The 14,447-nt window shown below is 69.5% G+C and carries 14 protein-coding genes; 3 read left to right on the forward strand and 11 right to left on the reverse strand.

Annotated elements, in window-relative coordinates; translation table 11 throughout:
• Positions 1 to 104: 104 nt before the first annotated feature.
• The 7 genes from truB to rimP form a co-directional block, all read right to left on the reverse strand.
• The gene (gene truB, locus AB0F44_RS27430) at positions 105 to 977 is read right to left on the reverse strand and encodes a tRNA pseudouridine(55) synthase TruB (protein ID WP_357360126.1); all 873 of its coding nucleotides are present in this window, start codon (positions 975 to 977) and stop codon (positions 105 to 107) included.
• Positions 974 to 1,429 carry a 30S ribosome-binding factor RbfA gene (gene rbfA / locus AB0F44_RS27435; RefSeq protein WP_357360128.1) on the reverse strand — a complete coding sequence of 152 codons (456 nt, stop codon included), beginning with the start codon at positions 1,427 to 1,429 and terminating at the stop codon, positions 974 to 976. Before rbfA ends, truB begins: the two co-directional genes overlap by 4 nt.
• 82 nt (positions 1,430 to 1,511) lie before the next feature.
• A complete protein-coding gene (infB, locus tag AB0F44_RS27440; RefSeq protein WP_357360130.1) occupies positions 1,512 to 4,460 on the reverse strand; it encodes a translation initiation factor IF-2 in 2,949 nt (982 codons plus the stop codon).
• Between the two features lie 93 nt (positions 4,461 to 4,553).
• The gene (locus AB0F44_RS27445; RefSeq protein WP_357360132.1) at positions 4,554 to 4,916 is read right to left on the reverse strand and encodes a YlxR family protein; all 363 of its coding nucleotides are present in this window, start codon (positions 4,914 to 4,916) and stop codon (positions 4,554 to 4,556) included.
• A 94-nt stretch (positions 4,917 to 5,010) separates the two neighbouring features.
• Positions 5,011 to 5,844 carry an alpha/beta fold hydrolase gene (locus AB0F44_RS27450; protein ID WP_357360133.1) on the reverse strand — a complete coding sequence of 278 codons (834 nt, stop codon included), beginning with the start codon at positions 5,842 to 5,844 and terminating at the stop codon, positions 5,011 to 5,013.
• A 17-nt stretch (positions 5,845 to 5,861) separates the two neighbouring features.
• Positions 5,862 to 6,839 carry a transcription termination factor NusA gene (nusA, locus tag AB0F44_RS27455; RefSeq protein WP_357360135.1) on the reverse strand — a complete coding sequence of 326 codons (978 nt, stop codon included), beginning with the start codon at positions 6,837 to 6,839 and terminating at the stop codon, positions 5,862 to 5,864.
• A 3-nt stretch (positions 6,840 to 6,842) separates the two neighbouring features.
• On the reverse strand, positions 6,843 to 7,325 hold the full coding sequence (gene rimP / locus AB0F44_RS27460; protein ID WP_357360137.1) for a ribosome maturation factor RimP: 483 nt from the start codon (positions 7,323 to 7,325) through the stop codon (positions 6,843 to 6,845).
• Between the two features lie 167 nt (positions 7,326 to 7,492).
• On the opposite strand from rimP, the gene AB0F44_RS27465 reads away from it, so the two are divergent.
• Together AB0F44_RS27465 and AB0F44_RS27470 are read left to right on the forward strand one after the other, a co-directional pair.
• Positions 7,493 to 7,930, forward strand: coding sequence for a hypothetical protein (locus tag AB0F44_RS27465; protein ID WP_357360139.1), 438 nt, complete (start codon positions 7,493 to 7,495; stop codon positions 7,928 to 7,930).
• Positions 7,927 to 8,358 (forward strand): DUF4439 domain-containing protein, encoded by a 432-nt coding sequence (locus AB0F44_RS27470; protein WP_357360141.1) that lies wholly within the window; start codon positions 7,927 to 7,929, stop codon positions 8,356 to 8,358. Before AB0F44_RS27465 ends, AB0F44_RS27470 begins: the two co-directional genes overlap by 4 nt.
• Positions 8,359 to 8,573: 215 nt before the next feature.
• Here the strand turns inward: AB0F44_RS27470 and AB0F44_RS27475 are convergent, their stop codons facing one another.
• The 3 genes from AB0F44_RS27475 to AB0F44_RS27485 all read right to left on the reverse strand — a co-directional run bounded on the left by AB0F44_RS27475 (position 8,574) and on the right by AB0F44_RS27485 (position 12,448).
• Positions 8,574 to 9,278: an HAD family hydrolase gene (locus AB0F44_RS27475; RefSeq protein ID WP_357360143.1), complete on the reverse strand. Its 705-nt coding sequence runs from the start codon at positions 9,276 to 9,278 to the stop codon at positions 8,574 to 8,576.
• A gap of 45 nt (positions 9,279 to 9,323) precedes the next feature.
• Complete coding sequence (locus AB0F44_RS27480) at positions 9,324 to 10,568, reverse strand: acetyl-CoA hydrolase/transferase C-terminal domain-containing protein (RefSeq protein WP_357360144.1); 1,245 nt, start codon at positions 10,566 to 10,568, stop codon at positions 9,324 to 9,326.
• 119 nt (positions 10,569 to 10,687) lie between these two features.
• The gene (locus tag AB0F44_RS27485) at positions 10,688 to 12,448 is read right to left on the reverse strand and encodes a proline--tRNA ligase (RefSeq protein ID WP_357360146.1); all 1,761 of its coding nucleotides are present in this window, start codon (positions 12,446 to 12,448) and stop codon (positions 10,688 to 10,690) included.
• A gap of 89 nt (positions 12,449 to 12,537) precedes the next feature.
• Here AB0F44_RS27485 and AB0F44_RS27490 point away from each other — a divergent pair, with 89 nt between their 5' ends.
• Positions 12,538 to 13,536, forward strand: a complete 999-nt coding sequence (locus tag AB0F44_RS27490; RefSeq protein ID WP_357360148.1) for a hypothetical protein — start codon at positions 12,538 to 12,540, stop codon at positions 13,534 to 13,536.
• 12 nt (positions 13,537 to 13,548) lie between these two features.
• Here the strand turns inward: AB0F44_RS27490 and AB0F44_RS27495 are convergent, their stop codons facing one another.
• Positions 13,549 to 14,394, reverse strand: a complete 846-nt coding sequence (locus AB0F44_RS27495; protein WP_357360150.1) for a GNAT family N-acetyltransferase — start codon at positions 14,392 to 14,394, stop codon at positions 13,549 to 13,551.
• Positions 14,395 to 14,447 lie beyond the last annotated feature (53 nt).

Consider the following 14,447-nt stretch of genomic DNA (forward strand, 5'->3'; position numbering starts at 1 on the left):
CCGCTGCGGCACGCGTTCCGCCACCGCAGCTACCAGTGGCTCATCGACGTCGAGGCACGGCTGTGCCAACTCGACCGACCGGAGTGACGTCTCGGCGTGGGGTGTCAGCCGACGAAGACGGCGGTCGCCTTGGCGGTCTCGGGTCCGACCGGCTCGTAGAGCGCCAGGAACTCGCCGTCGGGGGCGAAGACGGCGGTGAGGCCGTCGAGCGCGAGCTTCAGCTTGCGCCCGTAGCGAACGTCCTGCGCCTGCTCCTCGGAGAGGTCGTAGGGGGCGAAAGCGGCGCGGGCAGCCTCTGCCAGCGGCAGCGCGGCGAACTCCTCACTGAGCTCGTCGAGCGTCTTGGCGACGTCGAGACCGTACGGCCCGACCGCGGTGCGGCGCAGCATCGTCAGGTGGCCACCGACCCCGAGCGCCTCGCCGACGTCGCGGGCGATCGCGCGGATATAGGTGCCCGAGGAGCAGCGGACGGAGATGTCGACGTCGACGACGTCGCCCTCGCTCCGGACCTCGCCGACGGTGAGCTCGTGCACCGTGACCGGCCGCGCCTTCAGCTCGACCTGCTCCCCGTCGCGTACGCGTTGGTAGGCGCGCTTCCCGTCGACCTTGATCGCCGAGACCGCGGTCGGCACCTGGAGGATGTCGCCGACCTGGGTGGCGAAGGCGCTGCGTACGCGCTCCTCGTCGATGCCCGCGGCCGAGCGCGTCTCCACGACCTCGCCCTCGGCGTCATCCGTGGTCGTCGAGACGCCCAGCCGCACCGTCGCCGAGTAGGACTTCTCGGTCAGCATCAGGTGGCCGAGGAGCCGGGTGGCGCGCTCGATCCCCAGAACGAGTACGCCGGTGGCCATCGGATCCAGCGTGCCGGCATGCCCGACCTTGCGGGTGCCGGCCAAGCGCCGTACGCGCGCGACGACGTCGTGAGAGGTGACCCCGGCAGGCTTGTCGACGATGACGAGACCTGACGGAGTGCTCACTCCTCGTCGTCCTCGTCCCACTCGTCCCCGTCCTCGCGCGGCTTCTTGTAAGGGTCAGGCTCGCCCGCGTAGGTCTCCCCACGCGCAGCGGCGACCGCGTCGTCCTGTGCCTTGGCGCGCGCGAGCACGTCGTCGAGGTGGCGGGCGGTCTCCGGCAGCGCGTCGTGGATGAACTCCAGCGTCGGCGCGGTGCGGGTGCCGAGCTGCTTGGCGACCTCGGAGCGGATCAGCCCCTTGGCCGACTCCAGCGCGGCGGCCGTGCCGGCCAGCTCCGCCTCCGAGTCGGCGCCCAGCACCGTGTAGAAGATCGTGGCCTGCTGGCTGTCGCCGGTCACACGTACGTCGGTGACGGTGACGAACCCGATCCGCGGATCCTTGATCCGTCGCTCCAGCATCTGCGCCACGATGACCTTGATCCGGTCAGCGATCCGGCGAACCCGTGGGCTACTCATGTTCACACTCTCTCAAATAATCGAAGTAAATCGAGACGTTGGCCGGGCCGCGACTGCGACCCGGCCAACGTCAGAGGCTCAATCAGCCTCGGGGAATCTCCACCATCTCGAAGGCTTCGATGATGTCGCCTTCCTTGATGTCCTGGAAGTTCTTCAGGACCAGACCGCACTCGAAGCCCTCGCGGACCTCGGAGGCGTCGTCCTTCTCGCGGCGCAGCGAGGCCAGGTCGAGGTTGTCGGCCGCCACGGCGCCGTCGCGCAGGACGCGAACCTTGGCGTTGCGGCGGATGAGGCCCTCGGTGACCATACAACCGGCGATGTTTCCGGTCTTCGACGAGCGGAAGATCGCACGGATCTCCGCCTTGCCGAGGACCTTCTCCTCGTACTCCGGCTTGAGCATGCCCTTGAGGGCCGCCTCGATCTCCTCGATCGCCTGGTAGATGACCGAGTAGTAGCGGATCTCGACACCCTCGCGGTCAGCCAGCTCCGTCGCCTTGCCCTGCGGCCGGACGTTGAAGCCGATGATGATCGCGTCGGAGGCAGCAGCCAGGTCGACGTTGGTCTCGGTGATCGCACCGACACCGCGGTCGATGACCCGGATGGAGACCTCGTCGCCACCCACGTCGATCTTGGCCAGTGCGTCCTCGAGCGCCTCGACCGAACCGGACACGTCGCCCTTGAGGATGAGGTTGAGCTCCTGGCTCTCGCCCTTCTCCATGGAGGCCATGAAGTCCTCCAGCGTGCGGCGTACGCGGCGCTTGGCCTGCTGCGCGGCACGCTCGCGTGCCTCGCGCTTCTCGGCGATCTGGCGAGCCATCCGGTCGTCCTCGACGACCAGGAAGCTCTGACCGGCACCCGGCACCGCCGAGAGACCCAAGACCATCGCCGGACGCGACGGGGTCGCCTCGGTGATCTCGTGGCCATACTCGTCGATCATCGCGCGGACACGGCCGTGGGCCGGGCCGGCGACGATGGACTCACCCACGCGCAGCGTGCCGCGCTGGACCAGGATGGTCGCAACGGGGCCGCGACCGCGGTCGAGGTGAGCCTCGATCACGATGCCCTGCGCGTCCTGGCTGGCGTTGGCCTGCAGGTCGAGCGAGGCGTCGGCGGTCAGCACGACGGCCTCGAGGAGGCCTTCGATGTTGATCCGCGACTTGGCCGAGATCTCGACGAACATGGTGTCGCCGCCGTACTCCTCGGGGATGACGCCGTATTCGGTCAGCTGGCCGCGGATCTTGGTCGGGTCCGCCTCCGGCTTGTCGATCTTGTTGATCGCGACCACGATCGGGACACCGGCCGCCTTGGCGTGGTTGAGCGCCTCGATCGTCTGCGGCATCACACCGTCATCGGCCGCGACCACGAGGACCGCGAGGTCCGAGGACTGCGAACCACGAGCACGCATGGCGGTGAACGCCTCGTGACCCGGGGTGTCGATGAAGGTGATCTTGCGCTCTTGGCCGTCGACCTCGGTCGAGACCTGGTAGGCACCGATGTGCTGGGTGATGCCACCGGCCTCGCCCTCGATGACGTTGGCGTCACGGATGGCGTCGAGCAGCTTGGTCTTACCGTGGTCGACGTGACCCATGACGGTGACGACCGGCGGTCGGACCGTCCAGTCGGCCTCGTCGCCCTCGTCGCCGAGCTCGATGTCGAAGGACTCCAGCAGCTCGCGGTCCTCGTCCTCCGGGGAGACGACTTGGACGATGTAGTTGAGCTCCTCGCCGAGCAGCTCGAGGGTCTCGTCGTTGACGGACTCGGTCGCGGTGACCATCTCACCGAGGCCGAACAGCATCTGCACCAGCTGAGCCGGGTCGACGTTGATCTTCTCGGCGAAGTCGGTCAGCGAGGCGCCACGGGCGAGACGCACGGTCTCACCGTTGCCCTTGCGTACGCGGATGCCACCAATCGTCGGGGCCTCCATGGCCTCGAACTCCTGGCGACGCGCCCGCTTCGACTTCCGGCCACGGCGCGAGGGACCACCCGGGCGACCGAAGGCACCCTGGGTCGTTCCGCGACCACCGGGACGACCGGCACCGGGACGACCGCCACCGGGACCGCCGCCGAAGCCGCCGCCACCAGGACGACCGGCACCGCCGCCGCCACCGGGACGCCCACCGGCACCCGGACGACCGCCGCCACCACCACCGGGGCGACCCGGGGCACCGGCACGACCACCGGGACCGCCACCAGGACGGGCACCGAACGCGGCCGGGGACTTCGGCATCATCGCCGGGTTGGGACGCGGCATGCCGGGACGGCCACCGCTCTGGCCACCCTCACGGGCGGCAGCAGGACGCGGCGGACGCTGGTCGCCGCCGGCCGGGGCACCGCCCTGGCCACCCTGACCCTGGCCTCCACCCTGGCCGCCGGGACGCGGACGCCCCATGCCCTGGTTGGAGGAGAACGGGTTGTTGCCCGGGCGCGGAGCGCCGGGCTTGCCGACCGGACGCGGTCCGGGACGACCGGCACCAGCGCCGCCGGCACCACCCGCGCCACCGCGAGCCGCGGGGGTCTGCGGACGAGCGCCGGGCTTCGGGGCACCAGGCCTGGGCGCACCCGGCTTGGGGGCGGCCGAACGTCGGTCGCCTCGCTCGCCGCTCGGTGCGGCGTTCGGGGCAGGCTTGGGAGCGGCCGGAGCGGCAGAAGCCGCGGGGGCGACCGGCGGAGCCTCGGCCTTCTTGGCCGGGGGCTTCGGGCCGGGCTTGGGCGCAGCCGGCTTGGACGCCGCGGGCGCCTCGGCAGGCTTCTCGGGCGTCGTGTCCGCAGCCTTCTTGGGGGCCGCGGGCCTGGGAGCTGCCGGCTTGGGGCCGGGCTTGGGGGCGGCCTTCTCGTCCGAGGACGCGGAACCACCCTTGCCGCCGGCCTTCAGGCCGGGGCCGATCTCCTTGCGGAAACGCATCTCCGCGGGGAGCTCGACGGTCGAGCTCGCCGACTTGACGAACTCACCCATCTCCTTGAACTTCTCGAGAACAAACTTGCTCTCGACTCCGAACTCTTTGGCGAGTTCGTGGACTCGGGTCTTAGCCACGTTTCTCCTTCTGGCCACAGACCCAAATCCGGGTTAAACCTGTGACCACTAATGGTTGTAGAACACGCTCATCGCGAAGTACTCATCGAGTGCTCATGAGCTTTTGCTCCAGTTCCTGGTCAGTTGACCGTCGGCGACGGTCGTGGATGTCGGGCGCGTGTCGAGGAAGTCCTCCACCGGTGCGCTGGAAAGCCCGCCCTCGGCCCCCCTGCCTTTCGGGAACAGGGCCCGGGTGAACGCCTTCCGGCGCACCGCGAGTTCGTAGCACTCACGCGTGGGATGCACATGCGCCCCTCGCCCGGGTGCGGTGGCTGTCGGATCGGGCACGACGGCCGGCTGGCCGTTGCGGTCCGAGCCGGCGGTCACCCGCAACAACTCGCGCTTGGCGGCTCGCTTCCGGCAACCCACGCACGTACGGACAGGTCCGTTCTGCGTAGTTTCTTCGAGGCGTGCCACCGATCCTTAACACTACCGCTTCCGGGGTTCGGTAGACGAAACCGGGGCGCAGGTCGTTCTTATTCCGTGACCCGTCCTCACCGGATGGCGCCCGTCACAAGATGGCGGCGATCTCCGGCCAGGCCAGCAGGCCGAGCTCGCGGTCGGCCGGCTCCGAGCCGCCCCAGGCGAGCCGCTGGCTGAGCGGGAGAACCGGCTCGCCGGGCAGCACGACCCGGTGGCCGGCATCGGGATGGGTGACCACGATCGTCTCCAGGTCGTGTGCCGTACGCCGCCGCCGGACCGCCTCGGCGGCGAGGACCGAGGGCCACAGCGCGTCGCCTCCCCCGGCGACCAGGACGACCTCACCGGCGATGCGCTCGACCGGGATGGTCGCGGCAGGCACGCGGTCGGCGTACTTCTCCAGGGCCGAGAGATAGGCCTCGCAGTAGGACGGGAGCTCCCCGTCTGCCTCCTTCACGGCATCCTCGATCGCCTCGTCGTCGAACGGCACGAACGGCACCTGCTCACCGCGCAGCGTCCACGAGGACCGCTGCGGCCGCTCGTCGCTGAGGCCGGCCCAGGAGACGTACGTCGGGGAGATCCCGACCACCGCGTCGATCTCGGGGTGCAGGGTGCCGAGCAGGAGCGCGGCCTGGGCGCCCCAGGACGTACCGAGCACGACCAGCCGCTGGTAGCGGGCATGTAGGTCGGCGAGGACGTCGTCGAACGCCTCCAGCGGAACGAGCCGGGCCTCGCCCGGCTGTCCAGGACCACCGAAGTAGCGGATCGACGCCGCAGCCACGCCGTGTGAGGCGAGCATCCGGCACCGGTCGGTCTCGATCCGTCCCGATGACCCCGAGAGCACGAGTACGCCGGTGGTGGCGCCCTCCGGTTCCAGCAGGATGCCCTCGGAGTCGGTCAGAGTGGTCTCACGCACGCTCGCCATGCCGCACAGGCTAATGCTCAGGCGACCGGGGTCTCCTCGTCGGAGCGGATGTCGATGCGCCAGCCGGTCAGGCGGGCGGCCAGGCGGGCGTTCTGCCCCTCCTTGCCGATGGCCAGGGAGAGCTGGTAGTCGGGCACCACGACACGGGCGGACTTGGTCGCCTCGTCGATGATCGTGACCGAGGAGACCCGGGCCGGCGAGAGCGCGGAGGCGACGAGCACCTTCGGGTCCTCGGACCAGTCGACGATGTCGATCTTCTCGCCCTGCAGCTCGGACATGACCTGGCGGACCCGCTGGCCCATCGGGCCGATGCAGGCGCCCTTGGCGTTGACGCCGGGGACGGTCGACTTGACCGCGATCTTGGTGCGGTGGCCGGCCTCGCGGGCGATCGCGGAGATCTCCACGGTGCCGTCGGCGATCTCGGGCACCTCGAAGGAGAAGAGCTTCTTGACCAGGTTGGGGTGGGAGCGCGAGAGCGTGATCTGCGGACCGCGCATGCCCTTGCGCACGCTGACCACGAGGGCCTTGATCCTGGTGCCGTGGCTGTAGTCCTCGCCCGGCACGCGCTCGGAGAGCGGGATGACGCCCTCGAGCCGGCCCAGGTCGACGAGCACGTCGTCGGGGTTGCGGCCCTGCTGGATGACGCCCGAGAGGATGTCGCCCTCCTTGCCGGAGAACTCACCGAACTTCACGTCGTCCTCGGCATCGCGCAGCCGCTGCAGCACGATCTGCTTGGCGGTGGTGGCGGCGATCCGGCCGAAGCCTTCGGGCGTGTCGTCGTACTCCCCGACGACGTTGCCCTCGGCGTCGATCTCGGCCGCCAGCACGCGTACGTGCCCGGTCTTGCGGTCCAGGTCGACCCGCGCTTTCGTGTGGGAGTCGCCGGTCTTGTGGTAGGCGGTCAGCAGCCCCTGCTCGATCGCCTCGACGAGCACATCGAGCGAGATCTCCCGCTCCCGCTCCAGCATCCGCAGGATGCTCATATCGATGTCCATGGCCTACTCCCCCTCGTCGATCCGCTTGAACTCGATCTGCACAAGCGCCTTCTTCACGTCCGCGTACGCCACATCGCGGCGCTTGCCGCTCACCTCGAGGCTCGCGCGCTCCTCGTCGGACTCCTTGACCCGTCCGGTGAACGCGGAGCCGTCGGCAGTGGTGACCTTGACCAGGCGACCCTTGTTGCGGCGCCAGTGGCGCGGCAGGGTCAGCGGCCGGTCGACCCCGGGAGAGGTCACCTCGAGCGTGTAGGGCTGCTCGCCCATGACGTCGGACTCGTCGAGGACCCGGTTGACCTCACGGGTTGCCTCGGTGACCTCCTCATGGGTGATCCCGCCGTCCTTGTCGACGGCGATCCGCAGGATCCGGCGCTTGCCGGCCGGCGTGATCTCCACGGCCTCGATGTCGAAGCCCACGGCCTGAAGCGGGTCTGCGAGGGCCTTTTCGATGGCACTCGCGATCGCGTCCTTCCGCTCAGCACTCAACGCGATCTCCCCCTGCATCCTGTTGTCCGGTCCTGTTGTATGCGTCTTCGAGCACGCGGCACTTCTGGTGACACCATACCTGTACGCCTCGGGTGTCTCGAACAGTGCGCGGCTGTGTTGGAAAGCCGCTGACGCGACTCCCGCCGGGTGTGGTTAGGGTTCCTCACGTGACCAGCGCACGTGCCCTCCGGATGCTCTCGCGGCGCACCGCTGTGGGTGTCGCCGTGGTTGCCCCGCTGGCCGCCTCGGCGTGTTCGGCCTCGGAGATCCTGGATCCTGTCAAAGCCCCTCCACCGAGCACTCCCCCGGCCCCCGCCAACCCCGACCAGAGTGTGATCGACGCCACGGTCGCGGAGATCCTCGGGGCTGACAAGGGCGCCCCCTCCGCGTTCGTGCAGCTCCATCGCGTGCACATCGAGGCGCTGGCGCCGACCAAGGGTGTGGCCGCGGCGCCGGCGACCGGACGCTGGCAGGAGCGTCAGCTCGCCCTGGTCACGACGCTCACCGCGGCCGCCGGGCGCGCGGCGGACCCGCAGCTGATCACACTGCTCGCCTCGGCCGCCGCCGGCCAGCAGCAGCTCCTGCACGGACGAGGTCTGGCATGACAACCGCGACCTCCTCCTCGACGGAAGCGCTTCAGGCGGCGCTGGCGGTGGAGCACTCCGCGATCTACGTCCTGGGCGCCCTCGGCGGGCGCACCTCGGCGACGACCTCCCCGGCTCTGGCGCGGGCGCTCACGGACGCGTACGACGACCACGTGAACGCCCGGGAGGCGCTGGCCGCGCATGTGGTGGCCGCCGGGATCGAGCCGGTCGCGCCCTCCGCGGTCTACGACCTGCCCGGCCGGATCGGGTCGGAGGCGGGCATCGGCGCCGCGGCGCTGCAGCTGGAGCAGGACACCACGGCGACGTATCTCTCGTTGGCACCGAAGGCGACCGGCACCGACCGGACGCTGCTCATCCAGCTGCTCTGCCGGGCGGCCGCGCGGCAGCTCGATCTGGGCGCGAAGCCGCGGGCCTTCCCAGGTACCTGATCCCTAAAAGCCGAGATGGCCCGCGAACCGTCCGGCGCGGGAGACTCCCGAGATGTCTCCCGAGACCGGGCGGCTCGCGGGCCAGGTTTTGGCCTGGACACGAGGCCTGAGAAGTCGCCTGGGGCTGAACCTCTCTTGCAGAAGTATGCAATCCCCGCTCAGGATGGCCCAGACCCGCAAAAGCGCATTGCAAGAACTTGCAACTTTTCCCGGCGTCATTCCCAGGAGCGAACGATCTGGTGTATGTCGCTCAGTCGTTGTGCGACGGCGTCCGGAGAGCCCTCGCTGTGGCCGACTTGGCTGCTCGGGATATTGCTGTGCGGGATGTGGATCGCCCGCAGACCAGCCTTCTGAGCACCGTACACATCGTCGAAGAGCCTGTCGCCCACGTAGACGCATCGAGACGGATCCGAGACCTTCACGGCCTCCATCGCGGCGTGGAACGCCTCCTCGGCTGGCTTCGTCCAGGGAACCTCGGAGGTGTAGACGTCGCCGTCCAGCAGGTCGAGCACCCCATCGCGCTCGAAGAACCCGCGGTGCCACGCGCGCGGCCAGATCGTGTTGGACAGCACCCCGACACGTACGCCGTCGGCGCGGAGCGCCTCCCACAGCGGCCCGACCTCGGGATCGGTCAGGGTGTGCGGCTCCCAGAACTCGTAGTAGGCGTCGAGCAGGTCAGGGTCGTGCTCGAGGCCGGCCTCGTCGAAGAGGTTGCCGATCGTCGAGCTCTGCTGGTGGTCACGGCTGCGGGCCCAGATCGTCTCTCCGGCCTGGTGGAGCCTGGTCGCGTTGACCGGGTGGTCGTCGTCGCAGGCACCTCTCACCGCCTGGGCGAGCGCCAGCGACTCCGCGTGGAAGTCGATGTCGTGCCACTTCGTCAGCGTGCCGCCCCAGTCGAAGATCACCGCGTCGATCGCCATGGCCACGACCCTAGCGGGGCAGCACCGGCCGACTCATGGTGTTTTTCAGCGGGACATCTGCGCCGAGTCGACCAGATCGGCGAGCTCGGCGCGGAAGTCGGGATGGGCGCACTGATCGATGATTCGCCGGGCGCGGGCGGCGGGCGAGATGCCGCGCAGATCGGCCACGCCCTGCTCGGTGATGATCACCTGTACGTCGTGCGCGGTGTGGTCGACGTGGCCGACGAACGGCACGATGCGCGAGACCGTGCCGTGCTCGGCGGTCGACGGGGCGGCGAAGAGGTTGAGGTGGGCGTTGCTCGCGAAGTCACCCGAGCCGCCGAGGGCGTTCACGTTGCCGTGGATGTCGGCCTCGGCCATCGAGTCGATCGCGATGAGGCCGAGCCGACGGATGACCTCGGGGTGGTTCGATATCTCCTGCGGGCGCAGCAGGACCCGGCCCTTGTAGTGGTGGACGTCGTCGTTGAACCGGCGCGCGCCCGCCTCGGACAGGCCGAAGGCAGTGGCCGAGACTCCGATCAGCTTCCCGGCGTCGAGCAGGTCCAGCAGACCGTCCCGGACGGTGTCGGTGTAGGCCGTCAGGTGCTCGAACTCGGCGTCCTGGAGCCCGGCGAGGACCGCGTCGGCAACGGGACCCGCACCGGCGTGGAGTGGGAGCAGGCTGTGGTGCAGGCGGCCGTGGCGTACCTCATGGCGGAGGAAATCGACGACGAGCTCGGCGATCGCGCGGCTCTCCGCGTCGATCACGCGCGGCCGTGAGCCTCGGTCGGGACGATCGGTCTCGACAACAGCGACGACCTTGGCCGGATCGACGAGGAGGAAGGGGTCACCGATCCTCTGCATCGGTGTCGTCAGCTGGATCGGCGCCCGCGCCGGCGGCAGCTGGGAGCCGTGATGGATGTCGTGGAACCCCTCGAACCCGCGCGGATGCCAGCTGTTGACCTCGAGGATCACGGCCTCGGCGGCGTCGAGCCACGTCTGGTTGTTGCCGACACTGCTCCCCGGGACGAGCAGCCCGTTGGGCAGGATCGCCGCCACCTCGACCACCGCGACGTCGAGAGCGCCGTAGAAGCCGGAGGCCGCGTGCTGGGCGACTCGCGAGTGACGTACGTCGACGCCCTCCGGCCACTCCCGGACCAGCCCCAGGGCCTCAGGCACCGCCTTCGGTCGCCCGATCCCGGCGAACCCGGAGAAGGCCACCGTCTTCCCCGGCCCGATCCCCGCAGCCGCTTCCGCGGCGCTCGCCACCCGCCAGGCGAGCGTACGGTCAAGAATCCTGTCCCCCGTCATGGGGACGATCTTGCCGCATTACCGGCGGTTGGAATCCCCGGTTAACCGGGTATTCCTGCGCTTCTCAGGCGTTGCAACACCCGAGAAGCGCAGGAAACACCGGAGAAGTTCCGGTTATGTCAGCCGCGGACGACCTCGGTGAGGTGGGCGACGGCGTCGTCGAGAGCGACCTCGGTGCGCTCGCCGCTCTTGCGGTCCTTGATCTCGATCTTGCCCTCGACCAGGCCCTTGCCGACGGTGACGATGGTCGGGACGCCGATGAGCTCGGCGTCCTTGAACTTCACGCCCGGCGAGACCTTGGGACGGTCGTCGTAGAGCACGTCGATGCCGGCGGCCTCGAGCTCACCGGCCAGCTTCGCGGCAGCCTCGAAGACGGCGGCGTCCTTGCCGGTGGCGACCAGGTGGATGTCGTACGGAGCGACGTTGCGGGGCCAGGCGAGACCGATGTCGTCGAGGGTGCCCTCGGCGACGGCGGCCACGGCGCGGGTGACGCCGATGCCGTAGGAGCCCATGGTGACGGTGACGAGCTTGCCGTTCTCGTCGAGCACCTGCAGCCCCAGCGCCTCGGCGTACTTGCGGCCGAGCTGGAAGACGTGGCCCATCTCGATGCCGCGGGCCAGCGTCAGCGGGCCGGAGCCGTCAGGAGCCTGGTCGCCCTCACGGACCTCGGCGGCCTCGATGGTGCCGTCGGGGGTGAAGTCGCGGCCGGCGACCAGGTCGATGACGTGCTTGCCGTCGACGTTGGCGCCGGTGACCCAGCGAGTGCCGGTGACCACGCGCGGGTCGACGAGATACCGGATCCCCGATGCCGACGACTCCCCCAGCACCTCGGGACCGATGTAGCCCTTGACCAACTCGGGGTGCTTCTTCAGCTCGACGTCGTCCATGGGCTCGACCTCGATCGGCTCGAGCTGGCCCTCGAGGCGCTTGATGTCGACGTCGCGGTCACCGGGCAGGCCGATGGCGAGCGGCTCGACGGTGCCATCGGGGTGACACAGCGTCACGAGCACGTTCTTCAGCGTGTCGCCGGCCTCCCACGGACGGTCCTCGCGCGGGTACGCCTCATTGAGGTGGTCGACGAGCGTCTGGATCGTGGGGGTGTCGGGAGTGTCCTCGGCGTGGGCGGCCGGCACGTCCTCGTAGGAGAGCGGCTCGGGGGCCAGCGTCGTGACCGCCTCGACGTTGGCTGCGTAGCCGCCGGGCGAGCGTACGAAGGTGTCCTCACCAGCCTCGGAGACGGCCAGGAACTCCTCGGAGGCCGAGCCGCCCATCGCGCCGGAGGTGGCCTTGACGATGACGTACTCGAACCCGAGGCGGTCGAAGACCTTGACGTACGCCGCGCGGTGGGCGTCGTAGGCCGCCGACAGCCCCTCGTCGGTGTAGTCGAAGGAGTAGGAGTCCTTCATGATGAACTCGCGGCCGCGCAGCAGCCCCGCACGGGGACGCGCCTCGTCGCGGTACTTCGTCTGGATCTGGTAGATGGCCAGCGGCAGGTCCTTGTAGGAGCCGTAGAGGTCCTTGACCAGGAGCGTGAACATCTCCTCGTGCGTGGGACCGAGCAGGTAGTCGGCCTCCTTGCGGTCCTTGAGCCGGAAGATGCCGTCGCCGTACTCCGTCCAGCGGCCGGTCGCCTCGTAGGGCTCGCGCGGCAGCAGCGCCGGGAAGTGCACCTCCTGGGCACCGATCGCGGCCATCTCCTCACGGATGATCCCCTCGACCTTGCCGAGCACGCGCAGGCCCAACGGCAGCCAGGAGTAGATCCCCGGAGCGGCACGGCGGATGTAGCCGGCACGGACAAGCAGCTTGTGGCTCGCGACCTCGGCGTCCGCGGGATCCTCACGCAGGGTCCGCACGAACAGGGTCGACATACGGGCGATCATGCGGGCTAGCGTACGGCCGACCGGACCGCTCCCGCGAACCGGTTAGGAGCGTGTTGCAACCGGCTCCCGCCTGCACACGTCATCCCTCCATGAGACGTATCCGAATCACGGCACTGGCCACGGCCATCCTCGTTGCTCTCATGCTCCCGGTCTCACTGATGACACCGGCTTCTGCGGCGGCTCCGACCGTCGACGTACGCCCCGGGACGCTGCCGCAGGGCAGCGCACCCACGATCCCTTACCTGCACCATCCCACCGAGGACGCCTGGTCGGTGGTCGACCCGAAGACAGGCATGAAGACTCCGGTCGCCGGCATCGACATCACCGACTCGGTCACGCTGCTGGGCAGGTCCGGCAGCGGGTTCCTGCTACGGATGAGCAACCGGTCTGACCGGATCGTCCGGGTCGAGCTGGACAAGCCGCAGCGCACGATCGTCGACGGGATCCACTACCAGTCGTGGAGCAGGATGTCGGCCGACAACCGGTATCTGCTCATGACGACCTTCGTCTCCAGCGGTACGCAGCTGCAGGTCCGCAATGCGGTCACCGGTGCCATCGTCGCCCGGCGCACCTTCCGGAACACGACTGAGCCGAACCCCATCGACGTCAGCGGCACTCGCGTGCTTCTCGGCGGGTTCTCTCCGGCGCGGACGATGGTCTGGAACTGGCAGACAGGCACGATCCGCACGATCGCGTCCCGGGCGGCGTACGCCGGGGCCTTCGGCATCGACCGGCTGGCGACCTACTCGAAGAAGCCGTTCGAAGCCGACGCCTGCACCGTCGTGTCGACCATCTCCCAGCCGGGCACGACGCTGTGGCGATCATGCGCGGAGGCAGTGGGGGCCTTCTCTCCCGACGGCGCTCGGATCGCCACGGACGTGATCGCCTGGCGGGACGACTCTTCGGTCGTACGCCGCCGGAGCATCCGCGGCACATTGCTGGCGACCTACCGCAACCCTAACGGCGTCCGGGTGCACGCTTGGGAGACCAGCACCCGGGTCCTGCTCGAGTCGGCACCCCAGACGGGCATCGACTGGCTCGTGCGCTGCGAGGGCGCCGAGTGCGAACGCGCCTGGAGGGCGTACTGATCAGGGGCAGAATCAGAACATGATGGTGGAGAAGCGGGCCGTCTCGAGGAAGCCGGCCCGCTCGTAGGCGCGGCGCGCGGGGGCGTTCCACTCGTTGACGTAGAGCGAGACGCGCGGAGCGATCTCGCTGCGGACGATGTCGCAGACCGCGGCCATCCCGCGAGCAGCGAGGCCCTCGCCGCGGCGGTGCTCGGGCACCCAGACCCCCTGGATCTGCGCGGCCTCGGGGGTCGCGCAGGCGACCTCGGCCTTGAAGACGACCTCGCCGTCCTCGATCCGGGCGAAGGACCAGCCGCGCGAGATCAGCTGGAGCACCCGGGCACGGTAGAGGTCGCGGCCGCCGCCGGTCTCCGGCGAGATCCCGACCTCCTCGGTGTACATCGCGACGCACGCCGGATAGAGGGCGTCCATGTCGGCGCGGACGGTGCGGCGTACGAACGGGTCCGGCTCGACCAGGCTCTGCAGCTGCTGCTCGAGATGAGGCTGCTCCCAGCGCTGGTCGCGCGGTGTCCCCCACGAGTCGCCGATCGATCCCCACAGCGCCCGCACCGCGGCCTGCCGCCCGACGATGGTCGAGACGGTTCGGACCCGGGTGCGGGCCCGCTCACCGAAGGCGTACGCATCCTCCTCGGTGGCCTGGATGGGAACCAGGTTGGCGCCGACGTGACAGGCCGCGACCAGGTCGCCGCCGTCCCAACGGCCCCAGATCTCGCCGCCGAGCCAGCGCGGCTCGAGGTTGGTGGTGCGCGCCCGGTACTCCGCGAACACGTTGACCACCGGATCCTGCGCGGTCAGGTCGAGGAACGCGCTGAGATCACCCGCGTGCAGCGGGCGGATCCCCTGGCGCGTCGTCAGCATGTCACCGAGCCTAGGGCCAATCCGGTTGTACGTCGCCTCACGGCTCGCGGACC

This window comes from Nocardioides sp. NPDC023903 (genome assembly GCF_040639295.1).
GTDB lineage: Bacteria > Actinomycetota > Actinomycetes > Propionibacteriales > Nocardioidaceae > Nocardioides.

Excerpts from the sequence above, each read along its gene's own strand:
- AB0F44_RS27475 (WP_357360143.1), bottom strand. The coding sequence starts at position 9,278 with ATGGCGATCGACGCGGTGATCTTCGACTGGGGCGGCACGCTGACGAAG.
- AB0F44_RS27450 (WP_357360133.1), bottom strand. The coding sequence starts at position 5,844 with ATGGCGAGCGTGCGTGAGACCACTCTGACCGACTCCGAGGGCATCCTG.
- AB0F44_RS27480 (WP_357360144.1), bottom strand. The coding sequence starts at position 10,568 with ATGACGGGGGACAGGATTCTTGACCGTACGCTCGCCTGGCGGGTGGCG.
- AB0F44_RS27490 (WP_357360148.1), top strand. The coding sequence starts at position 12,538 with ATGAGACGTATCCGAATCACGGCACTGGCCACGGCCATCCTCGTTGCT.
- AB0F44_RS27470 (WP_357360141.1), top strand. The coding sequence starts at position 7,927 with ATGACAACCGCGACCTCCTCCTCGACGGAAGCGCTTCAGGCGGCGCTG.
- nusA (WP_357360135.1), bottom strand. The coding sequence starts at position 6,839 with ATGGACATCGATATGAGCATCCTGCGGATGCTGGAGCGGGAGCGGGAG.
- AB0F44_RS27495 (WP_357360150.1), bottom strand. The coding sequence starts at position 14,394 with ATGCTGACGACGCGCCAGGGGATCCGCCCGCTGCACGCGGGTGATCTC.
- rbfA (WP_357360128.1), bottom strand. The coding sequence starts at position 1,429 with ATGAGTAGCCCACGGGTTCGCCGGATCGCTGACCGGATCAAGGTCATC.
- AB0F44_RS27485 (WP_357360146.1), bottom strand. The coding sequence starts at position 12,448 with ATGATCGCCCGTATGTCGACCCTGTTCGTGCGGACCCTGCGTGAGGAT.